General features: G+C 72.1%; 27 protein-coding genes and 1 riboswitch. Of the genes, 17 read left to right on the top strand and 10 right to left on the bottom strand.

Annotation, left to right across the window (positions count from 1 at the left end; translation table 11 throughout):
• Nucleotides 1-34 precede the first annotated feature (34 nt).
• The 3 genes from BSL84_RS09355 (at nt 35) to BSL84_RS09345 (ending at nt 2,337) form a co-directional block, all read left to right on the top strand.
• Nucleotides 35-499 carry a DUF5304 domain-containing protein gene (locus tag BSL84_RS09355; protein ID WP_030028981.1) on the top strand — a complete coding sequence of 155 codons (465 nt, stop codon included), beginning with the start codon at nt 35-37 and terminating at the stop codon, nt 497-499.
• 61 nt (nt 500-560) lie between these two features.
• A complete protein-coding gene (locus tag BSL84_RS09350) occupies nt 561-1,502 on the top strand; it encodes an ROK family glucokinase (protein ID WP_030028980.1) in 942 nt (313 codons plus the stop codon).
• A gap of 73 nt (nt 1,503-1,575) precedes the next feature.
• Entirely contained in the window at nt 1,576-2,337 is a 762-nt protein-coding gene (locus BSL84_RS09345) for an endonuclease/exonuclease/phosphatase family protein (protein ID WP_075972024.1), read from the top strand.
• A gap of 214 nt (nt 2,338-2,551) precedes the next feature.
• Here BSL84_RS09345 and BSL84_RS09340 read toward each other — a convergent pair whose 3' ends face one another.
• Together BSL84_RS09340 and BSL84_RS09335 are read right to left on the bottom strand one after the other, a co-directional pair.
• Nucleotides 2,552-3,133: a hypothetical protein gene (locus tag BSL84_RS09340; protein ID WP_030036852.1), complete on the bottom strand. Its 582-nt coding sequence runs from the start codon at nt 3,131-3,133 to the stop codon at nt 2,552-2,554.
• The gene (locus BSL84_RS09335; RefSeq protein WP_045323318.1) at nt 3,126-3,905 is read right to left on the bottom strand and encodes an alpha/beta hydrolase; all 780 of its coding nucleotides are present in this window, start codon (nt 3,903-3,905) and stop codon (nt 3,126-3,128) included. Before BSL84_RS09335 ends, BSL84_RS09340 begins: the two co-directional genes overlap by 8 nt.
• 171 nt (nt 3,906-4,076) lie before the next feature.
• On the opposite strand from BSL84_RS09335, the gene BSL84_RS09330 reads away from it, so the two are divergent.
• The 5 genes from BSL84_RS09330 to BSL84_RS09310 all read left to right on the top strand — a co-directional run bounded on the left by BSL84_RS09330 (nt 4,077) and on the right by BSL84_RS09310 (nt 8,366).
• Nucleotides 4,077-4,826, top strand: a complete 750-nt coding sequence (locus tag BSL84_RS09330) for a lysophospholipid acyltransferase family protein (protein ID WP_030036856.1) — start codon at nt 4,077-4,079, stop codon at nt 4,824-4,826.
• A gap of 36 nt (nt 4,827-4,862) precedes the next feature.
• A complete protein-coding gene (macS, locus tag BSL84_RS09325; RefSeq protein WP_030036858.1) occupies nt 4,863-6,080 on the top strand; it encodes a MacS family sensor histidine kinase in 1,218 nt (405 codons plus the stop codon).
• 59 nt (nt 6,081-6,139) lie between these two features.
• Complete coding sequence (locus tag BSL84_RS09320; protein WP_045323321.1) at nt 6,140-6,784, top strand: response regulator; 645 nt, start codon at nt 6,140-6,142, stop codon at nt 6,782-6,784.
• A gap of 153 nt (nt 6,785-6,937) precedes the next feature.
• Nucleotides 6,938-7,966 (top strand): 6-phosphofructokinase, encoded by a 1,029-nt coding sequence (locus tag BSL84_RS09315; RefSeq protein WP_030036861.1) that lies wholly within the window; start codon nt 6,938-6,940, stop codon nt 7,964-7,966.
• An 82-nt stretch (nt 7,967-8,048) separates the two neighbouring features.
• Nucleotides 8,049-8,366: a hypothetical protein gene (locus tag BSL84_RS09310; RefSeq protein ID WP_045323319.1), complete on the top strand. Its 318-nt coding sequence runs from the start codon at nt 8,049-8,051 to the stop codon at nt 8,364-8,366.
• Here the strand turns inward: BSL84_RS09310 and BSL84_RS09305 are convergent.
• On the bottom strand, nt 8,335-10,275 hold the full coding sequence (locus BSL84_RS09305) for an anthranilate synthase family protein (protein ID WP_078849159.1): 1,941 nt from the start codon (nt 10,273-10,275) through the stop codon (nt 8,335-8,337). The genes BSL84_RS09310 and BSL84_RS09305 overlap by 32 nt on opposite strands.
• A gap of 332 nt (nt 10,276-10,607) precedes the next feature.
• Here BSL84_RS09305 and BSL84_RS09300 point away from each other — a divergent pair, with 332 nt between their 5' ends.
• Both BSL84_RS09300 and BSL84_RS09295 read left to right on the top strand, forming a co-directional pair.
• Nucleotides 10,608-11,969, top strand: a complete 1,362-nt coding sequence (locus BSL84_RS09300) for a class II 3-deoxy-7-phosphoheptulonate synthase (protein ID WP_376504363.1) — start codon at nt 10,608-10,610, stop codon at nt 11,967-11,969.
• Nucleotides 11,970-12,142: 173 nt separating this feature from the next.
• On the top strand, nt 12,143-12,409 hold the full coding sequence (locus BSL84_RS09295) for a (2Fe-2S)-binding protein (protein ID WP_030037306.1): 267 nt from the start codon (nt 12,143-12,145) through the stop codon (nt 12,407-12,409).
• A gap of 34 nt (nt 12,410-12,443) precedes the next feature.
• Here BSL84_RS09295 and bfr read toward each other — a convergent pair whose 3' ends face one another.
• Entirely contained in the window at nt 12,444-12,920 is a 477-nt protein-coding gene (gene bfr, locus BSL84_RS09290) for a bacterioferritin (RefSeq protein WP_030037303.1), read from the bottom strand.
• Nucleotides 12,921-13,093: 173 nt separating this feature from the next.
• Between bfr and BSL84_RS09285 the strand changes: the two genes are divergently transcribed.
• On the top strand, nt 13,094-13,726 hold the full coding sequence (locus BSL84_RS09285; RefSeq protein ID WP_030037301.1) for a sulfite oxidase-like oxidoreductase: 633 nt from the start codon (nt 13,094-13,096) through the stop codon (nt 13,724-13,726).
• Nucleotides 13,727-13,896: 170 nt separating this feature from the next.
• Here the strand turns inward: BSL84_RS09285 and BSL84_RS09280 are convergent, their stop codons facing one another.
• The 3 genes from BSL84_RS09280 to pknB all read right to left on the bottom strand — a co-directional run bounded on the left by BSL84_RS09280 (nt 13,897) and on the right by pknB (nt 17,294).
• Complete coding sequence (locus BSL84_RS09280) at nt 13,897-14,412, bottom strand: DUF4396 domain-containing protein (protein WP_030037300.1); 516 nt, start codon at nt 14,410-14,412, stop codon at nt 13,897-13,899.
• Between the two features lie 92 nt (nt 14,413-14,504).
• Nucleotides 14,505-15,365 carry a deoxyribonuclease IV gene (locus tag BSL84_RS09275; RefSeq protein WP_030037298.1) on the bottom strand — a complete coding sequence of 287 codons (861 nt, stop codon included), beginning with the start codon at nt 15,363-15,365 and terminating at the stop codon, nt 14,505-14,507.
• Nucleotides 15,366-15,371: 6 nt separating this feature from the next.
• Entirely contained in the window at nt 15,372-17,294 is a 1,923-nt protein-coding gene (gene pknB / locus BSL84_RS09270; RefSeq protein WP_045323324.1) for a Stk1 family PASTA domain-containing Ser/Thr kinase, read from the bottom strand.
• A gap of 656 nt (nt 17,295-17,950) precedes the next feature.
• Here pknB and BSL84_RS09265 point away from each other — a divergent pair.
• Nucleotides 17,951-18,403, top strand: coding sequence for a hypothetical protein (locus BSL84_RS09265; protein ID WP_045324438.1), 453 nt, complete (start codon nt 17,951-17,953; stop codon nt 18,401-18,403).
• Nucleotides 18,403-18,711, top strand: a complete 309-nt coding sequence (locus BSL84_RS09260; RefSeq protein ID WP_030033706.1) for a winged helix-turn-helix domain-containing protein — start codon at nt 18,403-18,405, stop codon at nt 18,709-18,711. Before BSL84_RS09265 ends, BSL84_RS09260 begins: the two co-directional genes overlap by 1 nt.
• Before the next feature lie 697 nt (nt 18,712-19,408).
• Here BSL84_RS09260 and BSL84_RS09250 read toward each other — a convergent pair.
• The 3 genes from BSL84_RS09250 to thiO form a co-directional block, all read right to left on the bottom strand.
• The gene (locus tag BSL84_RS09250) at nt 19,409-20,203 is read right to left on the bottom strand and encodes a thiazole synthase (protein ID WP_075970152.1); all 795 of its coding nucleotides are present in this window, start codon (nt 20,201-20,203) and stop codon (nt 19,409-19,411) included.
• A gap of 5 nt (nt 20,204-20,208) precedes the next feature.
• Entirely contained in the window at nt 20,209-20,409 is a 201-nt protein-coding gene (gene thiS, locus BSL84_RS09245) for a sulfur carrier protein ThiS (RefSeq protein ID WP_030033166.1), read from the bottom strand.
• Complete coding sequence (gene thiO / locus BSL84_RS09240; RefSeq protein ID WP_075970151.1) at nt 20,406-21,602, bottom strand: glycine oxidase ThiO; 1,197 nt, start codon at nt 21,600-21,602, stop codon at nt 20,406-20,408. The genes thiS and thiO overlap by 4 nt, the downstream gene beginning before the upstream one ends.
• A riboswitch (TPP riboswitch) is annotated at nt 21,600-21,711 on the bottom strand. (Overlaps the previous gene by 3 nt.)
• Before the next feature lie 81 nt (nt 21,712-21,792).
• Between thiO and BSL84_RS09235 the strand changes: the two genes are divergently transcribed.
• The 4 genes from BSL84_RS09235 to metF all read left to right on the top strand — a co-directional run bounded on the left by BSL84_RS09235 (nt 21,793) and on the right by metF (nt 25,242).
• Complete coding sequence (locus tag BSL84_RS09235) at nt 21,793-23,013, top strand: NAD(P)/FAD-dependent oxidoreductase (protein ID WP_075970150.1); 1,221 nt, start codon at nt 21,793-21,795, stop codon at nt 23,011-23,013.
• 72 nt (nt 23,014-23,085) lie between these two features.
• Nucleotides 23,086-23,451 carry an Rv2175c family DNA-binding protein gene (locus tag BSL84_RS09230; protein ID WP_030029691.1) on the top strand — a complete coding sequence of 122 codons (366 nt, stop codon included), beginning with the start codon at nt 23,086-23,088 and terminating at the stop codon, nt 23,449-23,451.
• A gap of 77 nt (nt 23,452-23,528) precedes the next feature.
• Nucleotides 23,529-24,161, top strand: a complete 633-nt coding sequence (gene thiE, locus BSL84_RS09225; protein ID WP_030029692.1) for a thiamine phosphate synthase — start codon at nt 23,529-23,531, stop codon at nt 24,159-24,161.
• Between the two features lie 166 nt (nt 24,162-24,327).
• Complete coding sequence (gene metF, locus BSL84_RS09220) at nt 24,328-25,242, top strand: methylenetetrahydrofolate reductase [NAD(P)H] (RefSeq protein WP_030029693.1); 915 nt, start codon at nt 24,328-24,330, stop codon at nt 25,240-25,242.
• Nucleotides 25,243-25,256: the final 14 nt, after the last annotated feature.

Raw genomic sequence — 25,256 nt, 5'->3', positions numbered from 1 at the left:
CGCACGCCCAGCAGCCGCCGCAGGAGAGTCCGCCATGAGCGAGGCCACCGACCGCCCCACCGACGACGACGCCTGGGCCAAGGCCTGTGCCGAGGACCTCGCCGCCGAGAAGGAGCGCCTGCGCGGACAGGACCGGACCGGCACCGGAGCCACCGGAACCGCGGCCGAGGAGCTGTTCAAGCTCTTCGAGGCCGTCGCCGACAAGGTATCCGGACTGAACAACCCGCTGTTCGGAGCCGCCGCACAGGGCGCCGTGCGCCAGATCTTCGACCAGGCGAAAACCGCGGCGAAGCCCGTCGTCGAACGCAACCCCGAGGTCTTCGACCACCTCGCGGCAGCCGGCTCCGAACTGCTCGCCGCCTACCGCTCCGCCGTCGAAGGCCACGAGGGCCGCTGGACCCGGGGCGAGCCCCGGGCACCCCGCCAGGCCCCCGACGACCGCGACCCGCGCAGGGACGGCCCCGACGACGGCCCCGCCGAGCGGATCGATCTCGACTGAACCCCGGGCGCCCTCGGGTACCTTTGGCCGTGGCGGGGTTTGACCGGAAACCGAGGGACTAATGGGACTCACCATCGGCGTCGACATCGGCGGCACGAAGATCGCGGCCGGCGTGGTCGACGAAGAGGGCACGATCCTTGAGACGTACAAGGTGCCCACGCCGCCGACCGCGGACGGAGTGACGGAGGCCATCTGCGCCGCCGTCTCAGAGGTCAGCAGCAACCACACCATCGAGGCCGTCGGCATCGGCGCCGCCGGATACGTGGACGACAAGCGCGCGACCGTACTCTTCGCGCCGAACATCAACTGGCGCCACGAGCCGCTCAAGGACAAGGTCGAGCAGCGCATCGGCCTGCCCGTCGTCGTCGAGAACGACGCGAACTGCGCCGCCTGGGGCGAATACCGCTTCGGCGCCGGCCAGGGCCACGAGGACGTCATCTGCATCACCCTCGGCACCGGCCTGGGCGGCGGCATCATCATCGGCAACAAGCTGCGCCGCGGACGCTTCGGTGTCGCCGCCGAGTTCGGCCACATCCGGGTCGTCCCGGACGGCCTGCTGTGCGGCTGCGGCAGCCAGGGCTGCTGGGAGCAGTACGCCTCCGGACGCGCCCTCGTCCGATACGCCAAGCAGCGCGCCAACGCCACCCCCGAGAACGCGACGATCCTCCTCGCGCTCGGCGACGGCACCCCCGACGGCATCGAGGGCAAGCACATCAGCGAGGCCGCCCGACAGGGCGACCTGGTGGCCGTGGACGCCTTCCGCGAGCTGGCCCGCTGGGCCGGCGCCGGCCTCGCCGACCTCGCCTCCCTCTTCGACCCGTCGGCGTTCATCGTCGGCGGCGGAGTCTCCGACGAGGGCGACCTCGTCCTCGACCCGATCCGCAAGTCCTTCAAGCGCTGGCTCGTGGGCGGCGCCTGGCGCCCCCACGCACAGGTGCTCGCCGCCCAGCTCGGCGGCAAGGCCGGACTCGTCGGCGCGGCCGACCTGGCCCGCCAGGGCTGACCCCGCCACCCGTACCGCCCGTCGCGCCCCTTGGGGGAGCGGCGGGCGGCTGCGTATCTTGCGGTGCATGGACATGGACCAGTTGCCGCCCCCGCTGCCGAAGTCCCGTACGGAGCCCGACGGTTCTGCCGTGATCCGCGTCCTCGGCTACAACGTCCGCTCGCTGCGCGACGACGAGGAGGCGCTGGTCCGGGTCATCCGGGCCTGCGAGCCGGACCTGGTCCTCGTACAGGAGGCGCCCCGGTTCTTCCGGTGGCGCAAGCACGCGGCGCGGCTGGCCCGGAAGTGCGACCTGGTGGTGCTGGGCGGAGGCGCGACGGCCACCGGACCGCTCCTGCTGTGCTCGCTACGGGTCTTCGCGGAGCGGACGCGGGACGTGCTGCTGCCGCACACGCCCGGGCTGCACCGGCGGGGCCTGGCCACCGCGGTCGTCCGCATCGGAGGTGTGCGGGTGGGCGTGGTCTCGGCGCACCTGTCGCTGGACCGGGAGCAGCGGCGGGCCCAGGCGGGCCTCGTCCTCGACGGGCTGAGCGCGCTGGACACCCCGTACGGGATCGTCGCGGCGGATGTGAACGAGGGCCCGGACGGCCCCGCCTTCGGGAGGCTCGCCGCCGTGCTCCAGGACTGCCGGGCGGTCGCCCCCTGGGGCGGGGAGGGGACCTTCCCGGCGGTGGCGCCGGACCGGCGGATCGACGCGGTGTTCGCCACGGCGGGGGTGGAGGTGCTGGCCTGCGGGGTCCCTGCGGGGCTGGCGGGGGTGTCCGACGGTGACCTGCGGTCGGCGACGGACCACCTGCCGGTGCTGGCGGTGCTGCGGCTGCCGGCTGCGGGGTAGCCCCGGCGGGCGGTGTCCGGGTGCGGCGCCGCGGCGGGGGCGCTGCCCCCGCACCCCCGCGCCTCAAACGCCGGCGGGGCTGAGAAGTGCCCGGCGGGGCGGAAGAGCGGGGGCTCCGCCTCAGGCCCCGCGCCTCGAACGCCGGCGGGGCTGAGAAGTGCCCGCGGGGCTGAGAAGTGCCCGGCGGGGCTGAGGTGCCCCGCCGGGGTCGTTGTCAGACGACCGCGCCGCGGCCCGGGTCGTCGTCCTCGTCGTCGCCGTGCTGCATGCGGGCGACCAGCGTCGCGAAGCCGCCCAGGAAGCCGCCGATGCCCAGCGTCGTCAGCCACCAGGTCATGTCCCACTGGAGCAGCACCGCCAGCAGCAGGAGCACCGGGCCGCCGACCACCGCGAGCCACGCGAACTTCGCCGTGGTGTCCGCCGGCGGGAGCTCCGGCTCGGGCTGGACGAAATGGCCTTCGTCCGCCGCAGCCGGGTCCTCGTCGTCGGGCTCCGCCAGCGAGTGGTCCCGGGGGCCCGCCATGCCCACGCCCGGAGCGAAGACCACCGAGCTGCCCAGCGGCGGCGCCGGCGCGGCCGGCGGCTCCGGCTTGGGCTCCGGCTCGGGGGCCGCGCCCGGCTCCGCGGGCAGCGGCTTGACGTCCTCCTCCGGCAGCGCGAGGTTCTCGATCGGCCGGAACGGCCGGGACCCCGGCGGGTCCGGCGGCTCCTGCCCGTACCCGGCCACGATCGCGGCCCACGCCGCTTCCTCGTCCAGCGGCGGGATACCGCCCGACTGCTCCTCGTGCTCAGCCACCGGCCTCCGCCCCCTCCCTGCCCACGCTCTCCGCCAGTCGGCCGACGAACGCAAAACTGTCCGCGAAGATCCGCTCCGCGTCATGGTCCAACGTCGCGACGTGGTAGCTCTGTTCCAGCAGGGTCTCCGTGACGTCCGTCGACGAGACCCGGGCCAGCACCCGCGCCGAGTCGACGGGCGGCACCACGTGGTCCTGCGGGCTGTGCAGGAGCAGGAGCGGCTGCGTCACCTGCGGCAGCTCGGCGTCCACCAGCCGCAGGAACCGGCGCAGCGAGTGCGCGGCCCGCGTCGGGACCCGGTCGTAGCCGACCTCCACCGAGCCCGGCCTGGCGATGTCGCTGACGATGCCCGGCGTCGACCGGACGAAGTGCTGCGCCACCGGAAGGGCGAAGGCCAGCGGGTCGTGCACCTTGTTCGCCGGGTTGACCAGGACGATGCCGCTGATGGCGTCGCCGTGCTTGGCCGCCAGCCGCAGGGTCAGAGCGCCGCCCATCGACAGTCCGAAGACGAAGACCTGCTCGCACCGGTCCAGCAGCTCCCGCAGGGCGCGGTCCACTTCGGCGTACCAGTCCTGCCAGCCCGTGAGCTGCATGTCCTGCCAGCGCGTCCCGTGCCCGGGCAGCAGCGGCAGCGACACCGTCAGGCCCCGCTCCGCGAGGTACTCGGCCCAGGGACGCAGGGACTGCGGGGAACCGGTGAAGCCGTGGCAGAGGAGGACGCCGACCTCTCCGCCCTCGTGGCGGAACGGCTCGGCTCCAGGGAGGACGGGCACCAGGGGTCTCCTTGATCATGACGTGCGTCGGGCGGGTGCGTTGCTCTGTGTGACTTCACCGTACGCGACGGGGGTGGCACCGGCCAGGGTCGTCGGGCTCCTACCGGCGGGGCCACGGGATAAGGTCTGTTCGACAGACACAGGAAGGCTTTCGAGTTGATCTACGGCGCAATGAAGTTCTCCCTCGGCGGTTCTCTGAAGCTCGCCTTCAGGCCGTGGGTGGAGGGCATCGAGAACGTTCCCGCCGAGGGGCCGGCGATCCTCGCGAGCAACCACCTGTCCTTTTCCGACTCCCTCTTCCTCCCGGCCGTGCTGGACCGCAAGGTCACCTTCATCGCGAAGGCGGAGTACTTCACCTCCCCGGGCGTCAAGGGCAGGCTGACCGCCGCCTTCTTCAAGGGCGTCGGGCAGCTCCCGGTGGACCGCTCCGGCGCCCGCGGCGCCGGCGAGGCCGCCATCAGGAGCGGCATCGAGGTCATCGAACGCGGTGAGCTGTTCGGTATCTACCCCGAGGGCACGCGTTCACCCGACGGCCGCCTCTACCGCGGCAAGCCGGGCGGCCTGGCGCGCGTGGCGCTGGCCACCGGAGCCCCCGTGATCCCCGTCGCGATGATCAACACGGAGAAGATCCAGCCGCCCGGCAAGGTCATCCCCAAGCTCATGCGCCCGGGCATCCGGATCGGCAAGCCGCTGGACTTCAGCCGCTACCACGGCATGGACAACGACCGCTTCATCCTCCGCTCGGTGACCGACGAGGTCATGTACGAGATCATGAAGCTCTCCGGCCAGGAGTACGTCGACATCTACGCGACGGCGGCCAAGCGCCAGATCGCCGACGCCGAGAAGGCCGCCAAGGACGCCGAGAAAGCGGCCAAGGCGGCCAGGAACGACAAGGGCGACAACGGCGGCAAGAGCGAGTAGCGGCGGGCGGTACCGGCCGTCAGGCGGGTGGGGGAGATGGCGAAACGCGAACGCGTCGTACGCATGTCGGTCGAGCAGCCGCTCTGGCGCGCCCTGACCGCGTACCGGCTGCTGACCATGGTCTACGCGGTACTCCTGTTCGCCTCGGCGTACAAGCTGTTCCCGCACCCCTGGCCCGCGGCCGGCTACCTCACCGTCCTCGCCGTGTGGACCCTCGCCACCTTCCGCAAGGTCTCCAACGCCGCCAGCTGCACCAAGGGCTTCCTCGTCGCCGACCTGGCCGTGGCCATCGCCGGTGTCCTGCTCACGCCGATCGTCGACACCCAGGAGCGGATCGCCTCCGGCGGCCCCACCCTCCCCACCATCTGGACGGCCGGCGCCGTCCTCGGCTTCGCCATCAAGGGCGGCTGGCGCTGGGCCTGCTTCGCCTCCACCTTCGTGGCCATGGCCAACATCGTCATCCACGGCGGCCAGCCCACCCGCGACACCCTGCACAACGTCCTGCTCGTCTGGGTCGCCTCCGTCGCCATCGGCTACGTCGTCGAGGTCGCCCGCGCCAGTGAGAACACCCTCGCCCGCGCCCTGGAGATCGAGGCCGCCACCCGCGAACGCGAGCGCCTCGCCCGCGACATCCACGACGGCGTCCTCCAGGTCCTGGCCATGGTCCAGCGCCGCGGCGCCGAACTGGGCGGCGAGGCCGAGGAACTGGGCAGGATGGCCGGGGAGCAGGAGGTGGCGCTGCGCACGCTGGTCTCCAGCGGCCTGGTGCAGCCCTCCCGGGTCTGCCGCGACGAGTCGCGGGGCGCGCTGGTGGACACGTACGAGGACGACGAGCCCGGCACGGACGACGGCGAGCTGGACCTGCGCTCGCTCCTCGCCCCGCACGCCGGGTCCCGGGTGAGCTTCGCCGAGCCGGGCACCCCCGTACCGCTGCCCGTGCCCGCCGCGAAGGAACTGGCCGCCGCCGTCGGCGCGGCCCTCGACAACGTGCGCAAGCACGCCGGGGAAGGCGCCCGGGCCTGGATCCTGGTGGAGGACTGGGGCGACGAGGTGATCGTGACCGTCCGCGACGACGGCCCCGGCATCCCGGCCGGCCGCCTCGACCAGGCCGAGGGCGAGGGCCGGATGGGCGTCGCCCTGTCCATCCGGGGCCGTCTGCGCGACCTCGGCGGCAGCGCCGATCTGGTGTCCGTCCCCGGGCAGGGCACCGAAGTGGAACTGAAGGTACCCAGGGGCAGGACGGACAAGAAGTGAGCGAGCACACCGACGTGAACATCCCGCAGCAGTCGCAGGAGCAGCGCGAGCCGAGGGTGATGGTCGTCGACGACCACCCCATGTGGCGCGACGCGGTCGCCCGCGACCTGGCCGCCGCCGGCCTCGACGTGGTGGCCACCGCCGGCGACGGCCCCGAGGCGGTACGCCGGGCCCGCGCCGTCACCCCCGACGTCCTGGTCCTCGACCTCAACCTCCCCGGCATGCCCGGCGTACAGGTCTGCAAGGAGCTCGTCGGCGCCAACCCGGCGCTACGGGTCCTGGTCCTGTCGGCCAGCGGTGAGCACGCCGACGTCCTGGAGGCGGTGAAGTCCGGCGCGACCGGCTACCTGCTCAAGTCCGCGGGCGCCGAGGAGCTGATCGACGCCGTCCGCCGCACCGCGGTCGGGGACCCCGTCTTCACCCCGGGCCTGGCCGGGCTGGTCCTCGGCGAGTACCGGCGGCTGGCCACCGACCCGGCGCCGACCGCCTCCGACGAGCCGAAGGCGCCTCAGCTCACCGACCGGGAGACCGAGGTGCTGCGCCTGGTGGCCAAGGGGCTGTCGTACAAGCAGATCGCGGAGCGGCTCGTCATCTCGCACCGCACCGTGCAGAACCACGTCCAGAACACCCTGGGCAAGCTGCAGTTGCACAACCGGGTGGAGCTCGTCCGCTACGCCATAGAGGCGGGCCTCGACGACGCGTGACCCCACCCCGCGCGGCGTCGATCGTACTTACGTCCCCGTACGAGTGACGGGGCGTACGCAACGCCCTGCGATTCCACCTGAATTGCCGCCTTCCAAGCCCTTGATGTGACCTGGGTCACCACTAGCGTGACCGTCATGGCGAAGGGAGATGCAATGAAGGTCGGAGTACTGACCGGCGGCGGCGACTGCCCCGGACTCAACGCGGTGATCAGGGCCGTCGTCCGCAAGGGCCACCAGGAGTACGGCTGCGAGTTCATCGGCTTCAAGGACGGCTGGCGGGGCGCGGTCGAGGGGCGCACGGTCCCCCTCGACATCCCCGCCGTCCGCGGCATCCTGCCCCGCGGCGGCACCCTCCTCGGCTCCTCGCGCACCAACCCGTTCAAGACGGAGCACGGCGTGCGCGACATCAAGGACAACCTGGCCAAGTACGAGGTCGACGCCCTCATCGCGATCGGCGGCGAGGACACCCTCGGCGTCGCCGCCCGCCTCCACCAGGAGTACGGCATCCCCTGCGTCGGCGTCCCGAAGACCATCGACAACGACCTGTCCGCCACCGACTACACCTTCGGCTTCGACACCGCCGTCGGCATCGCGACCGAGGCCATCGACCGCCTGCACACCACGGCCGAATCGCACATGCGGGTCCTCGTCGTCGAGGTCATGGGCCGGCACGCCGGATGGATCGCCCTGCACTCCGGGCTCGCCGGCGGCGCCAACGTCATCCTCATCCCGGAACAGCGCTTCGACGTCGACCAGGTGTGCGCGTGGGTGACCTCCCGGTTCAGGGCCAGCTACGCCCCGATCGTCGTGGTCGCCGAAGGCGCGATGCCCAAGGACGGGGACATGGTGCTCAAGGACGGCACCAGGGACTCCTTCGGACACGTCCGGCTCTCCGGCGTCGGCGAGTGGCTGGCCAAGGAGATCGAGGAGCGCACCGGCAAGGAAGCCCGCACGACGGTGCTCGGGCACATCCAGCGCGGCGGCACCCCCAGCGCCTTCGACCGCTGGCTCGCCACCCGCTTCGGGCTGCACGCGATCGACGCCGTCCACGAAGGGGACTTCGGCAAGATGGTCGCGCTGAAGGGCACGGACATCGTCCGCGTACCGATCGCGGACGCCACGGCGAAGCTCAAGACGGTCGACCCCGCCCTGTACGCGGAGGCCGGCGTCTTCTTCGGCTGACCCCCGGCCCTCGCACCGCGAGTTCACCCGCAGTTCACCGGACGGCCCCACGTGAGGCGCGGACACCACCTAGCTTCGGCACGTGGACATTCCTTCCGCAGTCCGGTGGTTCCTGCTCGCCGTGGCCGCCGTGCAGCTCGTGCACGCGGTCCGGGCCCTGCGACCCGCTCTCCGGGCCGCGCCGGGAGAGCGGGTGGACGCATGGCTGGCGTTCGCCGACCCCGCCGTCGGCGCGCCGGTGTCCGTGGCCCTGGCAGCCGACCACCTCACCGCCTTCCTCTGCGGGATGGCGGTGTCGGGCCCGGTCCTGGCCTGGCAGCTGATCCGGTCGGCCCGGGCCTCGGCGGCGAACGGCAGGACACCCGCTGCTACGCCGGGGCCGGTGTGCGGACCGCTGTGAGCAGGTCGCGCAGCAGGTCCGCGCCGCGCAGGGTGAGCACAGACTCAGGGTGGAACTGCACCCCCGCGAAGCCGCCGCCGGCCGACCGGAGCGCGTGCACCTCTCCGGTCACCGGGTCGCGGGACACCTCCACGCCCGCCCGCGCCAGCCGCGCCGCGCCCGCCTCGTCGCAGTGCGCCGTGTACGTGTTGTAGAAGCCGACCACCTCCTCGGCCCCGAACAGCCCGATCCGGGTCTGCGCGCCCTGCGCCGGCTCCGCCTTGCGCACCAGCGGCAGGCCCAGCTCGGCGGCGAGCAGCTCGTGCCCGAGGCAGACCCCGAGCAGCCCGTGCCGGTGCCCGGCCAGCAGCTCCGCCGCCAGCCCGCGCAGCATCCGCATCTTCGGGTCGCCGCCGTCCGCCGGATTGCCCGGGCCGGGACCCAGCACGACCGGGCCCTCCCAGGCCAGGGCCGCCTCCCGCAGCCCCGGCTCGTCGAAGCGCCGTACGGCCACCTCCAGCCCGGCCACCCGCAGCACGTGCGCCAGCATGGCCGTGAAGGTGTCCTCCCCGTCGACCACCAGCGCCCGGCCCGTCGCAGCGGCCGGCCGCTCCTGCATCCGCAGCCAGAAGGGCGCCAGGTCCGCCCGCCGGGCCGCGAGGGCCGCCCGCACCCGCGGGTCGTCGGCCAGGCGCGCCCGCTCGGCGGCCGCCCGCGGCGCCGCCGGACGGACGCCGAGCGCCGCCAGCACCCCCGCCGCCTTCGCGTGCGTCTCCGCCACCTCGCCCGCCGGGTCCGAGTGCCGGACCAGCGTGGCGCCCACCGGAACCCGCAGGGTCCCGTCCGCGCCGATGTCGGCGGTCCGGATCAGAATGGGGGAGTCGAGCGTCTGCGCCCCGGCCGCGTCCAGGCCCAGCAGCGCCAGCGCGCCCGCGTAGTATCCGCGCCCGCCCGCCTCGTACCGTTCGATCACGCGGCAGGCGTTCTGCACCGGCGATCCCGTCACCGTCGCCGCGAACATCGTCTCCCGCAGCACCTCCCGCACGTCCAGCGAGGAGCGTCCGCGCAGCTCGTACTCGGTGTGCGTGAGGTGGGACATCTCCTTGAGCCGCGGTCCGACGACCACCCCGCCACGGTCCCCGACCGTGCACATCATCTTCAGCTCCTCGTCGACCACCATCGACAGCTCCTCGGTCTCCTTGCGGTCGCCGAGGAAGGACAGCAGCGATTCGGCGGTCGGCCCCGTCGACGGATGGCGGTACGTCCCGCTGATCGGGTTCATCACGACCGTGCCCCCGGACATCCGTACGTGGACCTCGGGGCTGGCCCCGACCAGCGTGCGCTCGCCCGTGTGGACGACGTACGTCCAATAGGCGCCCCGCTCGCCCTCCAGCAGCCGCCGGAACAGGGCGAGCGCGTCCGCCCGGCCGAAGCCGTCGATCCGGCCCCCGAAGGTCCGCCGGATGACGAAGTTCGCCCCCTCGCCCCGGCCGATCTCGTCCCGGACCACCCGCTCCACCGTCTCCGCGTACGCCTCGTCGCGGACGTCGAAGCCGCCGCCCTCGACCCGCACCGCGTGCGCGGGCAGCTCCGCCAGGGCCCGCGCGAGCGGGATCTCGTACACCTCCTCGGCGACGAGCGCGATCAGCGGCGTGCCGTCGTCGCGTACGTCGAACCCGCGCTCGCGGATCTGCCGGAAGGGCACCAGCGCGAGGGTGGGCAGCGGGCCGACGGGCAGGTCGGCCAGGCGGCCGGCCTCGTGGACCGGCCCGAGGAGCACCTCGACGGTGTCGTGGTCGCGGCCGGGGGTGCGCCGGCGCAGCAGGGCGAAGGGCGGGCAGGAGTCGTCGAGCAGCCGGCTGAGCGGGTGCCGGGGGTGGTCCGGGCCGTCCTGGCTGTTGCTGTGGATGTCCTGGCGGCTGGGTTCCATGGGCGGAGCGTCCTTCCGGAGGGAGGAGCGGCTCTCGCTGCCGGCGCCGAGGCCGTCGAACGCGAAAAGGCCGCCCCTCGGGGCGGCCTTCTCGCGTCGTGCGTGTCTTCAGGTACGCGCAGGAAGTGGGCCGCCGGGAGCGGGCCACCACCAGTTCTGGTTCGTGTGCGCGTACATGCGGTGAACCATAGCCCAGACCGGGAGCCCGGTGCCGCTTCCGCCACAGACCGCGCTCCGAACCATGGATTCCGCCTGCTGGGACCCCTGACGCCTTCGAGAAATCCGTCTCACGTTGTGGGCGGGGGGCCGGACGACACGCGTGACGCCGTAATGTGTACGAGGTGACCGTGAACGCTGAAACCCAAGCCCCCGCCGCCAAGGCGACCTGGCGAGACCTTCCCGCGGCGCAGCAGCCTTCGTACCCCGATGCCGAGGCTCTGCGCGCTGTCGTCGCGGACCTTGAGTCGTATCCTCCGCTCGTTTTCGCGGGTGAGTGCGACCAGCTGCGCGCCCGTCTGGGAGCCGTCGCCAAGGGCGAGGCGTTCCTGCTTCAGGGCGGCGACTGCGCCGAGGCCTTCGACGGCGTCTCCGCCGACCACATCCGAGCCAAGCTGAAGACGCTGCTCCAGATGAGTGCCGTACTGACGTACGCGGCCTCCGTGCCGGTCGTCAAGGTCGGCCGCATCGCCGGCCAGTACTCCAAGCCGCGCTCCAAGGACACCGAGACCCGCGACGGCGTCACCCTGCCGACCTACCGCGGCGACTCCGTCAACGGCTTCGCCTTCACCGAAGAGGCCCGCGTCCCGGACCCCGAGCGGCTGAAGCGCATGTACAACGCCTCCGCCTCCACGCTCAACCTGGTGCGCGCCTTCACCACCGGCGGCTACGCCGACCTGCGCCAGGTGCACGCCTGGAACCAGGACTTCGTGAAGTCCTCCCCCTCCGGGCAGCGCTACGAGCAGCTGGCGCGGGAGATCGACAACGCGCTGAACTTCATGAAGGCCTGTGGCACCGACCCGGCCGAGTTCAAGGCCGTCGAGTTCTACGCCTCCCACGAGGCGCTGCTGCTCGACTACGAGGGCGCGCTGACGCGTACCGACTCGCGCACCGGCAAGCTGTACGACACCTCCGGCCACATGGTGTGGATCGGTGAGCGCACCCGCCAGCTGGACCACGCGCACATCGAGTTCTGCTCGCAGATCGCCAACCCGATCGGCATCAAGCTCGGCCCCACCACCACGGTGGACGAGGCGCTGACCTACATCGACCGCCTGGACCCCGAGCGCGAGCCGGGCCGGCTGACCTTCGTCGTCCGCATGGGCGCCGACAAGGTCCGCGACAAGCTTCCCGAGCTGGTCGAGAAGGTCACCGCCTCCGGCGCGATCGTCGGCTGGGTCAGCGACCCGATGCACGGCAACACCTTCGAGGCGGCCTCGGGCCACAAGACGCGGCGCTTCGACGACGTGCTCGACGAGGTCAAGGGCTTCTTCGAGGTCCACAAGGGCCTCGGCACCCACCCGGGCGGCATCCACGTCGAGCTCACCGGTGACGACGTCACCGAGTGCGTGGGCGGCGGCGACGAGATCTTCGTCGACGACCTGCACCAGCGCTACGAGACGGCTTGCGACCCGCGGCTCAACCGCAGCCAGTCGCTGGACCTGGCATTCCTGGTCGCGGAGCTGTACCGCGACTAGTCGTCGCGATCAGTAGGTGCGTTCCTACGGCTGTGGGGCGCGGATCGATGTGATCCGCGCCCCACTGTCGTTCCCGGGGCTTTTAGGTCACCCTAACTTTGGGTACGGTTAGGTAAGCCTCACCGAATAGGGGATGGCTCGCCGCACCACTCAGGACCACTCAGCGCCAGGAGGTGAACCGCGTGTACGTCTGCTCTTGCTTCGGGATCACCGACAAGCAGGTCAAGGAACACGCGGCTGCCGGGGCCTGCACGCCCCGCCAGATCGCCTCGGCCACCAAGGCCGGCACCGACTGCGGCTCCTGCGTACGCACCATCCAGGGCATCCTCGGCCGCGGCGCCTGCCCCCGCCGGGAGCTGCTGGAGAAGGGCGACGCGGTGTCCGTGCTCGCCGCCGACACGGAAGCGGTCCGCTCGCCGGCGATGGCCGAAGCGGCCTAGGGACCGGCCGGCCTGGCGGCCCGGGAGCCGGAGGTCAGCTCGGCTGCTCGATGAGCTGCGCGATGTAGAGCGCCTCGCCCAGGGACTCGATGAGCTCCAGCTGGGTGTCGAGGTAGTCGATGTGGTGCTCCTCGTCCTCCAGGATCTCCTCGAACAGCCGGGCCGACGTGATGTCGCCCTTGCCGCGCATGACCTCGATGCCGCGCTTGAGCCGGTCGATGGCCTCGACCTCGACCTGGCGGTCCGCCTGGAACATCTCGGTGATCGTCTGCCCGACGCGCACATGGAAGAGACGCTGGTAGTTCGGCAGACCGTCGAGCATCAGGATGCGCTCGGTGATCTTGTCCGCGTGCTTCATCTCGTCGATGGACTCTTCACGCGTGTACTTGGCGAGCTTGGTCCAGCCCTTGTTGTCCTGGATGCGGTAGTGCAGCCAGTACTGGTTGATGGCCGTCAGCTCGCCGGTCAGCTGCTCGTTCAGAAACTCAAGGACCTCGGGGTCGCCCTGCATCGCAGAGGCTCCTTCCAGGCAATGTCAGCTATGTGACGGGGCAGTTGCGCGCATCCTTGCACCGCCGCTGAAGGTCGTCCAGTAAGTGCCTCCTTAGTGGGAGTTGCCGTGACTTGCCCGAATCGGCTCGGACCTGGTCATGACCACCCTGCCCAGTCTGTCACCATGGAGTCATGGGTCAGCCGGAAAGCCGGGAATCTCCGGGAGCAGAGCAGCTGGAGCTTCCACCGGGGCAGCGGCTGCAGAAGGGCTGGCCCGTCACCCACTACGGTCCCGTGCCCAAGTTCAAGCCGGACCGCTGGGAGTTCCGCGTCTTCGGCGCGACCGCCGACGGCGACAAGCACTGCTGGAACCACGAGCAGTTCACGGCCCTGCCGTTCGCCACCGTCGTGGCGGACCTGCACTGCGTCACGAAGTTCAGCATGCGGGGCGCCGAATGGGGCGGTGTGCTCGCGCGCGACGTACTGGCCCTCGCCCCGCCCGCGCCGCAGGTCACACACGTGATGGTGTGGGCCGAGTACGGATTCAGCTCCAACCTGCGACTGGCCGACTTCGCCTCAGACCGGACCGTCTTCGCCACCCATGAGGGGGGCGAACTGCTCACCGCCGAGCACGGTTTCCCCGTCCGGCTGGTGGTCCCGCACCTCTACGCGTGGAAGGGCCCCAAGTGGGTCCGCGGCATCGAGTACATGACCGCCGACCGCCGCGGCTTCTGGGAGGAGCGCGGCTACCACAACATCGGCGACCCCTGGCGCGAGCAGCGCTACTCGTACCAGGAGGAGCCGGGGGACGGCCCCGAGCTCTAGGGTCTGTATCGAGTTGCCCCGCGGCGTCGCGACGCCCGGCACGCACCTCCTTGCTCCACGGGGCAACTCGATGCAGACCCTAGGCGTGTGGGAAAGTCCCGTCGGGCTCGCCCTGCGGGCGGACGGCGCCACTTTCGCCACACGCCCTGGAGCTCTGCGGGGTCATTCCCTCAATGGTGGTACTGGTGGACGACCGCGTGGCCCTTGCCGCGGCCGATCATCCACTTGTTGACCGGGGTGGTGATCACGAACGCGGCCGCCAGCGCGATGGCCAGGACGATCCAGAACATCGGGTCCGACAGGTGCGCGTCCATGGCTCCGGGCCAGAGCGCGATGACCCCGTTGTCGATCAGCTCCATGACGGCGATCGAAAGGGTGTCCGCGGCCAGCGCCACCCGGACGGCAGCACGCAGACCGACGCCCGCGGCGAGAAGCCCGCGCAGGGTGAGCGCGTAGCCGAAGAAGAACGCGAGGACGATCGCCAGGATCATCGTCGGGGCGTTGCCCCAGCCCAGCGCGGTACCGATGACCATGCCCAGCACCTCGCCGATGGCGCAGCCGGTCAGGCAGTGCAGGGTGGCCCGGGCGGCCATGGCCCAGCTCGCCTTGCCCCTACCGGTGCCGGCGCCCTCGGGGCCGTGGTTGTGGTGCTGCTGGTGGCCGTGCCCCTCGTGCATGTGCTCCATGACAACCCCCTGTGATGGGAAAAGCCGGGTAGCGGTCCGTCGACATGACCGAACCGTATACCCCCCCAGGGTATTCCTCAAGGATCAGTGGATCACTGCGGGCCGCGCAGCTCCTTCAGCAGCGCCACGTCCGCCGCATGCCCTTCTCTGCCGCCGGGCGTCTCGATGATCAGCGGTACGCCGTCCGTCGCCGGGTGCGAGAACAGCTCGGCGAAGGCGTCCCGGCCGATGTGGCCCTGGCCGACGTTCGCGTGCCGGTCCTTGTGAGCGCCCACACCCTCCTTGGAGTCGTTCGCGTGGACCAGCTTCAGCCGGCCCTCGCCCACTGTGTCCACCAGCAGGTCCAGCATCACCTTCGTCCCGCCCGGCTCCGCCAGGTCGTGGCCGGCCGCGAAGATGTGGCAGGTGTCCAGGCAGATCCCCAGCTTCGGATGGTGGTCCAGCGCGTCGAAATACGGGCCGAAGTCCCACGTGCGCGAACACAGCGAGGAGCCCTGCCCGGCCGTCGACTCCAGCAGCAGGAACGGATCGTCGTCATGCGTCAGCTCGTCCAGCAGCGGCAGCATGTGCTCCCTGACCTGCGCGTACGCCGCCTCCCGCGGGCGGCCGCCGGTCGCCGAGCCGGTGTGGACGACCACGCCGAGCGCGCCGATCCGCCGGGCCCGGCGCAGCGAGTGGCGCAGCGACTCCACCGACTTCTCCACGGTCGCCTCGGTGTGCGAGCCGAAGTTGATCAGGTACGGCGCGTGCACGTACGCGGGGATGCCCTCCTGCGCGCACTCCTCCCGGAACCGCTCGTCCTGCGCCGGACTGCCGACCGGGGTGGCCCAGCCGCGCGGGTTGGCGACGAAGACCTGTACGGCCTCGGCGCCCATCTCCCGGGCGTACGTGAGCCCGACCGAGGCGAGACCGCCCGCGACGGGGACGTGTCCGCCCACCGGATTGCGTACCACGTGCGCTTACAGCCCCTTGGTCCGGATGGTGATCGTGAGGCCCTCGGCGGCGGTCTGCCCCGGCAGCACCGACTGCGCGTCCACGGTCCTGCTGAAGGAGATCAGCGGCCGGTCCACCTTCACCTTGAAGCCGGCCGCCTCCAGGGTCCTGCGGGCCGTGTCCACGTCCTGGCCGATCACGTTCGGCACCGGCAGCTGGCGCGGGCCCTTGGACACCGTCAGCGTGATCGTGTCCCCGGCCGCCGCCTGGGCGCCGGCACCGATCGACTGGTTGGCGACCGTACCCGGGTCCGACGGCGCGTTGACCTGGTCGGGAGCCGTGACGACCTTCAGGCCCAGACCCTCCAGCGTGGCCTTCGCCTGCTCGAAGGGGAGCCCGGTCACGCCCGGCACCGGCACCGGCCGGCCCTTGCTGACGACGATCGAGACCGCCGTGTCGGGCGCCCTCTTCTCGCCGCCCGCCGGGTTGGTGCTGATCACCGAGCCCTGGGCGACCTCCTGGCTGAAGGCCTGCGTGACGATCCCGGGCGCCAGCCCGATCCGGGTCAGCTCGGCCTTGGCCTCCTCCAGGGTCCGGCCCTTGAGGTTGGGCACGGAGACGACCTCGGGGCCGCGGGAGATCGTGATGGTCACCGCGCCGTTGCCGCGGATCCGCCGGCCCCCCGGGGGATCGGTGTCCATCACCGTCCCGCGCTCGAAGGCGTCGCTGAACTTCCGGTCGACGCCCTTCACGCCGAGCCCCGCCTCGGACAGCTGGGCGCGCGCCTGCTCCTCGGTCTTGCCGAGCATGTTGGGGACCTTGGTGAACTGGCCGGAGTTGATGTACCAGACGCCCGTACCGATCCCCAGCGCCAGCAGGACGCCGACGACGACCAGCAGCATGCCGCGGCGCGGGCGCGCGGACGGCGCCGGGCGGCGCCCGGGCGGCGCGGGCGGATCCAGCTCGTCCAGCGGCGGCGACTCCAGCCGGGACGTGAGGTTCACCGGCTGCGCGGCCACCGGGCGCGGGATCACACCGGTGCGGTCCTCCGCGGACGACCGCTCGACGGCGTGCGCCTGCGGCGGTACGGCGTCCAGCTCGGCGTCCGTCAGCTCGGCGCGGGCCTCGCGGGCGAGGCCGAACAGGGCGGCGGCGTCGTAGGGGCGCAGCTCGGGGTTCCGGGCGGTGGCGGAGGCCACCAGCCCGTCGAGGGCGACGGGCAGGCCGGGGACCACGGCGGACGGCGGCGGGACGTCCTCGTGCAGGTGCTGGTAGAGCACCTGCGCGGGGGAGTCGCCGAGGTGGGGCTTGGAGCCGGTGAGCATCTCGTAGAAGACGACACCGCAGGCGTAGACGTCCGCGCGGGTGTCGGCGGTCCCGTGCTCGATCTGCTCGGGGGCCAGGTAGGAGACGGTGCCGAGGACCGAGCCGGTGGTGTTGGTCACCGAGTCCACGGACCGGACCAGCCCGAAGTCGGCGACCTTGACCCGGCCGTCGTCGCCGATCAGGACGTTCTCGGGCTTCATGTCACGGTGTACGAAGCCGGCCCGGTGGGCGGCGCCGAGCGCGGCGAGCACCGGTTCGAGGATGTCGAGGGCCGCCCGGGGCTGGAGCGCGCCGCGCTCGCGCAGCACGTCGCGCAGGGTGCAGCCGGAGACGTACTCCATCGCCAGATAGACGTACGGCCCGTCGGTGCCCTGGTCGAACACGGCGACCACGTTGGGGTGCGCGAGCCGCGCCACGGACTTCGCCTCGCGGATGAACCGGTCCACGAACGCGGCGTCGGAGGCGAGCGCCGGATGCATCACCTTCAGGGCGAGGATCCGGTCCAGGCGGGTGTCGACGGCCCGGTAGACCGTGGCCATGCCGCCGGCCGCGATGCGGGCGTCGATGCGGTAGCGGCCGTCGAGCACGCGCCCGACGAGAGGGTCTTCCAAGGTCGTATCCACCCGCCGATTCTACGAGCCGACGCGAGGACCCCGGCGGGTGCGGGTCGCCTTGCAGCGCAGCTGTGACGTGAACGACCACCGAACCGGCGCCTCGGCCTGCCGCCGGCAGGGCGGTGACCAGGGGGTGGGGGTGCGGGCGGGGGCTTCGGGGGGCCGGGCGCGGGGGCGGGGGTGGGAGGCGCGGCGGCGGCTTCGGGGGGCGGGATCCACTCGGGCGGGTTCGGAGATGTCCTGGGGGTTTCCCGTCAGTCCCATCGTCTCTCCGCGTCGGGCCGGTCCGTCAAGGGCGCTCCCTTCGGTCGCGTCACTTCGTGAGGGCCTTCGGCCCCCCTTGACCGACCGTCCCGCCACGGAAATCCGAAAGACTGCCGGGAAGCCCCCAGAGGAACGGGCCGGCCATCAAGACATCCCTCGGGGCGGTCGGCGCCGCCCGGGCAGATCCAGGAGCGCCCCAAATCGCTACGCGCTCCTGCCCGACGGCGCCTGCGAGCCCCATGGGCTGGACATAGGCCGCTCTCGATCGCTACGCGCTCCTCGATCACGCGTCCGCAGGCCTCTTGGGCTGGGAACAGGCTGTCCATTGGGGAAGCTTCTTTCCTCTCCGGAAAGAAGGTGGTACTTTCCTCCTGAGAAAGTACTAGGACAAGGACTCACCCATGACCGCTTACGACGCCCAGACCGCCCTCGACGCCATACGTCACCACCGGCAGCAGACGCTTGACGCGTACCTCCGCCACGCCAACTCGCGCCCCCACGCGATCCTTGCGGCGCTGGGGCTGTTCGCCGTCTGCTCGTCCTTCGACCTGCCGACCCCCTGGAATACCGCCGCGGTCCTGGCGGGGAACGCTCTGACCCTCGGCGGGCTGTTCATGCACCAGCGTCGGACTCCCGTCCGCCGCAAGATCGTCGGCTCGGAGGCACTGCTCTACGCGGCCCTGGGGGTCCTCCTCCTCGTACTCTTCTGGGGAGTGGCGATCGCCGCCCACTTCCTCGGCCTGTCGGCGCGGCACACGCTCGCCGCGGCCGTCACCGCGCTGGCGGCTGTGGGTGCCTCCTACGCCTTGCGCCCGACCGTCGAGAGCATCATCCGCAGAAACGGACAGGGCTGATGGACCCCGACTTCGACGAGTTCCTGCATGTTCCCGCGCGGCTGTCGATCGTCGCCCTGCTGGCTCCTGCGGACTGGGTGGAGTTCGGTTTCGTCCGGGACGCGGTGGGCACCAGCGACTCGGCTCTGTCCAAGCAGGTCGCCGCCTTGGCGGAGGCCGGGTATGTCGAAGTTCGCAAGACGCGGAACCCCACGGGCCGCCACACACACCTCCGCCTCACCCCGCACGGGCGCCAGGCGCTCCAACGGCACGCCTCGGCGCTGGAGAGGATCGTGGCAGCGGCGCGCCACCCTCTGCAGCCGGAATAGCGTCGGATGACGGCTGAAGTGATGCCCATCCACGTCTGGGTGAGCGCGCACCCCAGACCCCCTTCGCTTCGCCCCAATTGCCCTGTCTGTGCCGCTGGGTGGCATATCATCGTGGCCTTGCTGGGGGTTGGGTTCGGCGAAGCCGATGAATCGCCTTCCCGCCCCCGATTTCGCCCCTCCCAGCCCCGAACAAGGGCCGGACGCCGTCGTCGAGAAGCGCGTAGCGATCGATGGCGGCCTATGCCCAGCCCAAGAGGCTCGCGGACGCGCGATGGAGAAGCGCGTAGCGATCTGGGGCGGCCTATGCCCAGCCCACGGGGCTCGCAGACGCCGTCTGGCAGGAGCGCGTAGCGATTTGGGGCGCCCCTGGATCCGGGCGCGCGGCGCCGACCGCCCTGGGTGTCTCTTGATGGCCGGCCCGTTCCTCTGGGGGCTTCCCGGCAGTCTTTCGGATTTCCGTGGCGGGACGGTCAGTCAAGGGGGGCCGAAGGCCCTCACGAAGTGACGCGACCGAAGGGAGCGCCCTTGACGGACCGGCCCGACGCGGAGAGACGATGGGACTGACGGGAAACCCCCAGAACCCCACCGACACCGCCCCAGCGGCCCCCGCTCCCCCGAAGCCACCGCCGCCCCTCTCGATGCCCCCGCCCCGGCGGCCCCCCGAAGTCCCCCGGATCCCCCCGAAGCCCCCGCCCCCTCAGAACGCCGGGCGTTCCGGGTCCAGGGTTGCGCGGCCCTCCGTGGGGGACGAGGCTTCGGCGAAGCGGCGTTGGGGGATGCGGCCCGCCCGGTGGGCGAGGCGGCCCGCCGAGACGGCGTCCCTCATGGCGGACGCCATGAGGACCGGCTCCTGTGCGCGGGTCACCGCCGAGGCCAGCATCACCGCCGCGCAGCCCAGTTCCATCGCCAGCGCGGCGTCGGACGCGGTGCCCGCCCCGGCGTCCAGGATCACCGGGACCCCCGCCCGCTCCGTGATCAGCTCGAAGTTGTGCGGGTTGCGGATGCCCATGCCCGACCCGATGGGGGAGCCGAGCGGCATGATCGCCGCGCAGCCCACGTCCTCCAGCTTGCGCGCGAGCACCGGGTCGTCGTTGGTGTACGGCAGGACGGTGAAGCCCTCGTCCACCAGGATCTCGGCGGCGTCCAGCAGTTCGACGCCGTCGGGCAGGAGGGTCCGTTCGTCCGCGACCACCTCCAGCTTGATCCAGTCGGTGCCGAGTGCCTCCCGTGCGAGCCTGGCCGTCAGGACGGCCTCGCCCGCCGTGAAGCAGCCGGCCGTGTTCGGCAGGACGGCGATGCCGAGCTTGGTGAGGACGGAGAGGACCGAGCCCTGCACGGTGGGGTCCAGGCGGCGCATGGCCACGGTGGTGAGTTCGGTACCGGACGCGACGAGGGCGCGTTCGAGCACGTCCAGGCTCGGGGCGCCGCCCGTGCCCATGATCAGGCGGGAGGAGAAGGTTCGTCCGCCCAGGGTGAAGAGGTCGTCGGCCATGCCGGTCAGCCTCCCTGGACCGCGGTGAGGATCTCCACGCGGTCGCCGTCGCCCACGCGGGTGGCCGGCCACTGCCCGCGCGGGACCACTGTCTCGTTGAGCGCGGCGGCCACCCCGGAGGGGGCCGCGGTCAGCGTGGCGACGACGGTGTCGAGGGTGGTGCCGGCCGCGACCTCGCGCGGCTCGCCGTTGACGGAGATGGTCATGCGTACGACTCCTGACGTGCGGCGGAGAAGCGCCGGGGGGTGAAGGGGCGCGCGATCTCGGGCAGTTCCCCGGTGGCCAGCAGCCCGGCCATCACTTCGCCGGTGAGCGGGGTCAGCAGCACCCCGTTGCGGTAGTGGCCGGTGGCCAGGTGCAGGCCGGGCAGATCGGTCGGCCCCAGCAGCGGGGCGTTGTCGGGTGATCCGGGGCGCAGTCCCGCCCGGGTCTCGGTCAGCGGGAGTTCGGTGATGCCGGGTACCAGTTCGTGGGCGTCGCGCAGGAGTTCGTAGACGCCGCCCGCGGTGACGGTGGTGTCCCAGCCGAGTTCCTCGCTGGTGGCGCCGATGACGAGTTCGCCGTTCTCGCGGGGCACGAGGTAGACGTGGCTGCCGCGCACGACCGCCCGTACGGTGCGGGAGAGGAAGGGGGCGTACGCGGCGGGCACCGCGAGCCGCAGCACCTGCCCCTTGACCGGCCGTACGGGAGGCAGCACCTCGGCGGGTACGCCCGCCAGCCTGCCGCTGAGCGAGCCCGCGGCCAGGACCACCTGGTCGGCGCGCAGCTCCGTACCGTCGTCGAGGAGGGCGCCCGTCGCCCGGTCCGCGGTGGTGAGCAGCTGTTCGGCGCCCGCCCGGTGGATGGTGACCCCGGCGCCTTCGCAGGCGGCGAGGAGCGCGGACGCGAGCCGGCGGGGGTCGACCTGGTGGTCGCCGTCGACGCGCAGGCCGCCGCGTACGCCGGGGGCCAGCATGGGCTCCAGGCGGCGGCATTCGCGGCCGGTGAGCCATTCGGACTGCAGGCCGCAGCGGCGCTGGAGGGCGTGGAGTTCGCGCAGGTGGAGGCGGTCGTCGGCGTCCAGGGCGACGGCGAGGGTGCCGCAGGCGCGGTAGCCGATGTCCATGCCGCCCGAGGCGGCAGCCAGCTCGGCGGCGAACCGCGGATAGCGTTCGGCGGAGGCGAGGCCGAGGCCGAGGAGGGCTTCCTCGCCGTAGTGGAGTTCGGTGACGGGAGCGAGCATTCCGGCCGCGACCCGGGCGGCGCCGCCACCAGGCGCCGGGTCGGCGAGTACGGTGTCCAGTCCGCGCTCCGCGGCCCGCCACGCGGTGACCAGGCCGATGATCCCGCCCCCGATGACGAGGACGTCGGATCCCCGGCCGGATCCCTCTCCACCGGATCCCTTTCGAGATGAGTGCATGGGCGTCCAGCCCCTCCCTTCGCCGGCATGACCCGGATCAGGTTCGTACGGTCGGAGGCCGGCCAGCCTCCCTCTCAGCCCGGTGCGCCGGACTCCCGCGATAGGTACGGTGGCCAGACTATCCCGGCCGTGGACGGCGGGTAAGGCGGCACCTGTTCCTGACGGAGCGTCAGATGATTAGGGTGGCCGCGTGAGCGAGCAGACGGAACACAATCAGCACGGCGTCGTGATCGTCGGCGCCGGAATGGCCGGGGTGCAGACCGCGGTCGCCCTGCGCGAGCAGGGCTTCACGGGCCCCGTGACCCTGCTGGGAGCCGAACCCCACCAGCCCTACGACCGGCCCCCGCTGTCCAAGGCGGTGCTGCTCGGCAAGGCCGAGGACTCCGCCTTCGACGTGGACTTCGAAGGCCTCGACGTCGAACTCCGCCTCGGAACGGAGGTCACCGGACTGCGCGCCGCCGACCACGAGCTGGACACCGAGGCGGGACCCGTCCCGTACGGGGTCCTCGTCCTGGCGACCGGCGCGCAGCCGCTGACCCTGCCCGGCACCGAGGGCGTCCCCGGCGTCCACCTGCTGCGCACCCTGGACGACGCGGCGCGGCTGCGCCCGGTCCTGGCGGCCGCCGCCCGCGTCGTGGTCGTCGGCGCGGGCTGGATCGGAGCCGAGTTCGCCACCGCCGCCCGGGAGGCCGGCTGCGCCGTCACCGTCGTCGAGGCCGCCGACCGGGTCCTGGCGGGCGCACTGCCCGCGGAGGTCGCCGAGCCCATGGCGCGCTGGTACGGCCAGGCCGGCGCCGAGCTGATCACCGGCGCGAGGGTGGCCGGCGTCGAGGAGGGGCGGGTCCTCCTGGCCGACGGGCGCGCCCTGCCCGCCGACGCGGTCGTGGTGGGGATCGGCGCCCGCCCCGCCACCGGATGGCTGGCCGGGTCCGGCGTGGAACGCGGCGCCGACGGCTCGATCACCGCGGACGCGCACCTGCTGACCTCCCTGCCGGGGGTGTACGCGGTCGGCGACTGCGCCTCCTTCCCCTCCCGGCGGTACGGGGCGCGGCTGCTCGTGCACCACTGGGACAACGCCCTCCAGGGCCCCAGGACGGTCGCGGCGAACATCCTGGCCGGGCGGCCCACCGCGGTCTACGACCCGGTGCCGTACTTCTGGTCCGAGCAGTTCGGGCGCTTCGTGCAGTACGCCGGCCACCACACCGCGGCCGACACCCTGGTCCGGCGCGGCGACCCCGGCCAGGACACCTGGTCGGTTTGCTGGCTGCGGGACGGCGCCCTGGCCGCGGTCCTCGCGGTCGGCCGGCCCCGGGACCTGGCCCAGGGCCGCAAGCTCATCGAGACGGGCGCCCCCGTCGACCCGGCGAAGGCCGCCGACCCGGGCACCCCCCTGAAATCGGCCACCGCGTAGCTCCCGGCCCGGGCGGGCCACGGACGGTCCGCCCGGGTACCGGCTGTCGGCGGGAGGTGGCAGGCTTGGCCTGTGACCGAGATTGACGCAAAGATCGATGCCCTCGTCCCCGACTGGCTGTACCTCCCCGACATCGCGGAGATGCTGAACGTCGAGGTGACGCGGGTCCGCCAGATGGTCAAGGAAGGGCAGCTCATCGCCGTACGCCGGGGCGAGAACAGGGCCCTGCAGGTTCCGGCCCCCTTCATCGACGGCGACAAGGTGGTCAAGGGCCTCGTCGGCCTGCTGACCGTCCTGCGCGACGACGGCTTCTCCGACGAGGAGATCCTGGAGTGGCTCTTCACCGCCGACCCGACCCTGCCCGGCACCCCCGCCCAGGCGCTGAGCGAGAATCGCGGCACGGAGGTGAAGCGCCGCGCTCAGGCGCTCGCCCTCTGACCTGATCCGCAGTAGCCGCTCCACCGCGGTGTACGGGCCCGTGCCCGTACACCGCCTCCATCACGGGGGGTACACCCATGCAGCTGTCCGACGCCCGGCTCTACCTGTGCACGGACGCCCGCAAGCGCCAGGGTGACCTCCCCGAGTTCCTCGACGCCGTCCTCGCCGGGGGCGTGGACATCGTCCAGCTCCGCGACAAGGGCATGGAGGCGGGCGAGGAGCTCGAACACCTCCAGGTCTTCGCCGAGGCCGCCCGCCGCCACGGCAGGCTCCTCGCCGTGAACGACCGCGCCGACGTCGCCCACGCCATCGGCTCCGACGTCCTGCACCTCGGACAGGGCGACATCCCCGTCCCCGCCGCCCGCGCCATCCTCGGCGGCCAGGTGATCGTCGGCCGCTCCTGCCACGCGGAGGACGAGGTCGACGCCGCCGTCGCCGAACCGGGCGTGGACTACTTCTGCACCGGGCCCTGCTGGCCCACCCCTACCAAGCCCGGCCGCCACGCCCCCGGCCTGGACCTGGTCCGCTACGCCGCCTCCCGGGAGCAGGACCGGCCCTGGTTCGCCATCGGCGGCATCGACGCCGCGAACCTGGACCAGGTGCTGGACGCCGGCGCCACCCGCGTCGTGGTCGTCCGCGCGCTCACCGAGGCGTCCGACCCCGGCGCCGCCGCCGCCGACCTCGCCAAGCGCATCCGCGCCAGGCCCTAGGAACGTATCCGGACACCCCTGGCGCCCCCGGCACCCCCTGGCAATCCGCGCCGCGCAGACCCGTGGAGTCCTTTTCAGGCCAGACGTGAGACCCCGAGTGTCCAAAAACGTGTCCAAAAGGCGGACGCCGCTTCGGGGAGCGCCGGGCCGCGTCTAACCTGCCCACATGGCCTCTGGTACCGCTTCCACCTGGTCGGACCGTGCACACACGGTCCGCGACCTCCTCGCGTCCGGGCGCTCGTACTCCTTCGAGTTCTGGGCCCCGAAGACCGAGAAGGGCGAACGCAACCTCTGGAACGCCCTGCGCAGGGTCGAGGCGGTATCCCCGAGCTTCGTGTCCGTGACCTACGGAGCCGGCGGCTCCACCCGGGGCGGCACCGTCAAGGCCACCCAGGAGATCGCCGCGGACACCACGCTGACCCCGGTCGCGCACCTGACCGCCGTGGACCACTCCATCGCCGAGCTGCGCCACGTCATCGGCCAGTTCGCCGACGCCGGGATCCGCAACATGCTCGCCCTGCGCGGCGACCCGCCGGGCGACCCGATGGCCGACTGGGTGGCCCACCCCGAGGGCGTGCACTACGCCGCCGACCTGGTGCGGCTGCTCAAGGAGTCCGGGGACTTCTGCGTCGGCGTCGCGGCGTTCCCCGAGATGCACCCGCGATCCACCGACTGGGATACGGACATCCGGCACTTCGTGGACAAGTGCCGTGCGGGCGCGGACTATGCGATCACCCAGATGTTCTTCGATCCCGAGAATTATCTGCGGCTGCGTGACAGCGTCGAGAAGGCGGGCTGCGAGACCCCGATCATCCCCGAGGTCATGCCTGTTGTGGGCATCAAGCAGCTCGACCGGCTGCCCCAGCTCAGCACCGCGGTCTTCCCCTCGGACGTGAAAGAGCGCATGCTCGCGGTCAAGCACGACCCGGCCGCTGTACGCTCCATTGGCATCGAGTTCGCCACGGAGTTCTGCGCGCGGCTGCTGTCCGAAGGTGTACCAGGACTGCACTTCATCACGCTGAACAATTCCACGGCGACTCTCGAAATCTACGAGAACCTGGGCCTGCACCAGCGGGCCTGACCGGCCGTACCCGT

Origin of the sequence: Streptomyces sp. TN58 (assembly GCF_001941845.1) — a bacterium.
Lineage (GTDB): Bacteria > Actinomycetota > Actinomycetes > Streptomycetales > Streptomycetaceae > Streptomyces.
This window is presented reverse-complemented; position numbering and strand designations above follow the sequence as displayed.

Excerpts from the sequence above, each read along its gene's own strand:
- BSL84_RS09330 (WP_030036856.1), top strand. The coding sequence starts at position 4,077 with ATGAAGTTCTCCCTCGGCGGTTCTCTGAAGCTCGCCTTCAGGCCGTGG.
- BSL84_RS09315 (WP_030036861.1), top strand. The coding sequence starts at position 6,938 with ATGAAGGTCGGAGTACTGACCGGCGGCGGCGACTGCCCCGGACTCAAC.
- macS (WP_030036858.1), top strand. The coding sequence starts at position 4,863 with ATGGCGAAACGCGAACGCGTCGTACGCATGTCGGTCGAGCAGCCGCTC.
- BSL84_RS09350 (WP_030028980.1), top strand. The coding sequence starts at position 561 with ATGGGACTCACCATCGGCGTCGACATCGGCGGCACGAAGATCGCGGCC.
- BSL84_RS09280 (WP_030037300.1), bottom strand. The coding sequence starts at position 14,412 with ATGGAGCACATGCACGAGGGGCACGGCCACCAGCAGCACCACAACCAC.
- BSL84_RS09265 (WP_045324438.1), top strand. The coding sequence starts at position 17,951 with ATGACCGCTTACGACGCCCAGACCGCCCTCGACGCCATACGTCACCAC.
- thiS (WP_030033166.1), bottom strand. The coding sequence starts at position 20,409 with ATGACCATCTCCGTCAACGGCGAGCCGCGCGAGGTCGCGGCCGGCACC.
- metF (WP_030029693.1), top strand. The coding sequence starts at position 24,328 with ATGGCCTCTGGTACCGCTTCCACCTGGTCGGACCGTGCACACACGGTC.
- BSL84_RS09250 (WP_075970152.1), bottom strand. The coding sequence starts at position 20,203 with ATGGCCGACGACCTCTTCACCCTGGGCGGACGAACCTTCTCCTCCCGC.
- BSL84_RS09355 (WP_030028981.1), top strand. The coding sequence starts at position 35 with ATGAGCGAGGCCACCGACCGCCCCACCGACGACGACGCCTGGGCCAAG.
- bfr (WP_030037303.1), bottom strand. The coding sequence starts at position 12,920 with ATGCAGGGCGACCCCGAGGTCCTTGAGTTTCTGAACGAGCAGCTGACC.
- thiE (WP_030029692.1), top strand. The coding sequence starts at position 23,529 with ATGCAGCTGTCCGACGCCCGGCTCTACCTGTGCACGGACGCCCGCAAG.
- thiO (WP_075970151.1), bottom strand. The coding sequence starts at position 21,602 with ATGCACTCATCTCGAAAGGGATCCGGTGGAGAGGGATCCGGCCGGGGA.
- BSL84_RS09260 (WP_030033706.1), top strand. The coding sequence starts at position 18,403 with ATGGACCCCGACTTCGACGAGTTCCTGCATGTTCCCGCGCGGCTGTCG.
- BSL84_RS09285 (WP_030037301.1), top strand. The coding sequence starts at position 13,094 with ATGGGTCAGCCGGAAAGCCGGGAATCTCCGGGAGCAGAGCAGCTGGAG.
- BSL84_RS09320 (WP_045323321.1), top strand. The coding sequence starts at position 6,140 with ATGGTCGTCGACGACCACCCCATGTGGCGCGACGCGGTCGCCCGCGAC.
- BSL84_RS09345 (WP_075972024.1), top strand. The coding sequence starts at position 1,576 with ATGGACCAGTTGCCGCCCCCGCTGCCGAAGTCCCGTACGGAGCCCGAC.
- BSL84_RS09305 (WP_078849159.1), bottom strand. The coding sequence starts at position 10,275 with ATGGAACCCAGCCGCCAGGACATCCACAGCAACAGCCAGGACGGCCCG.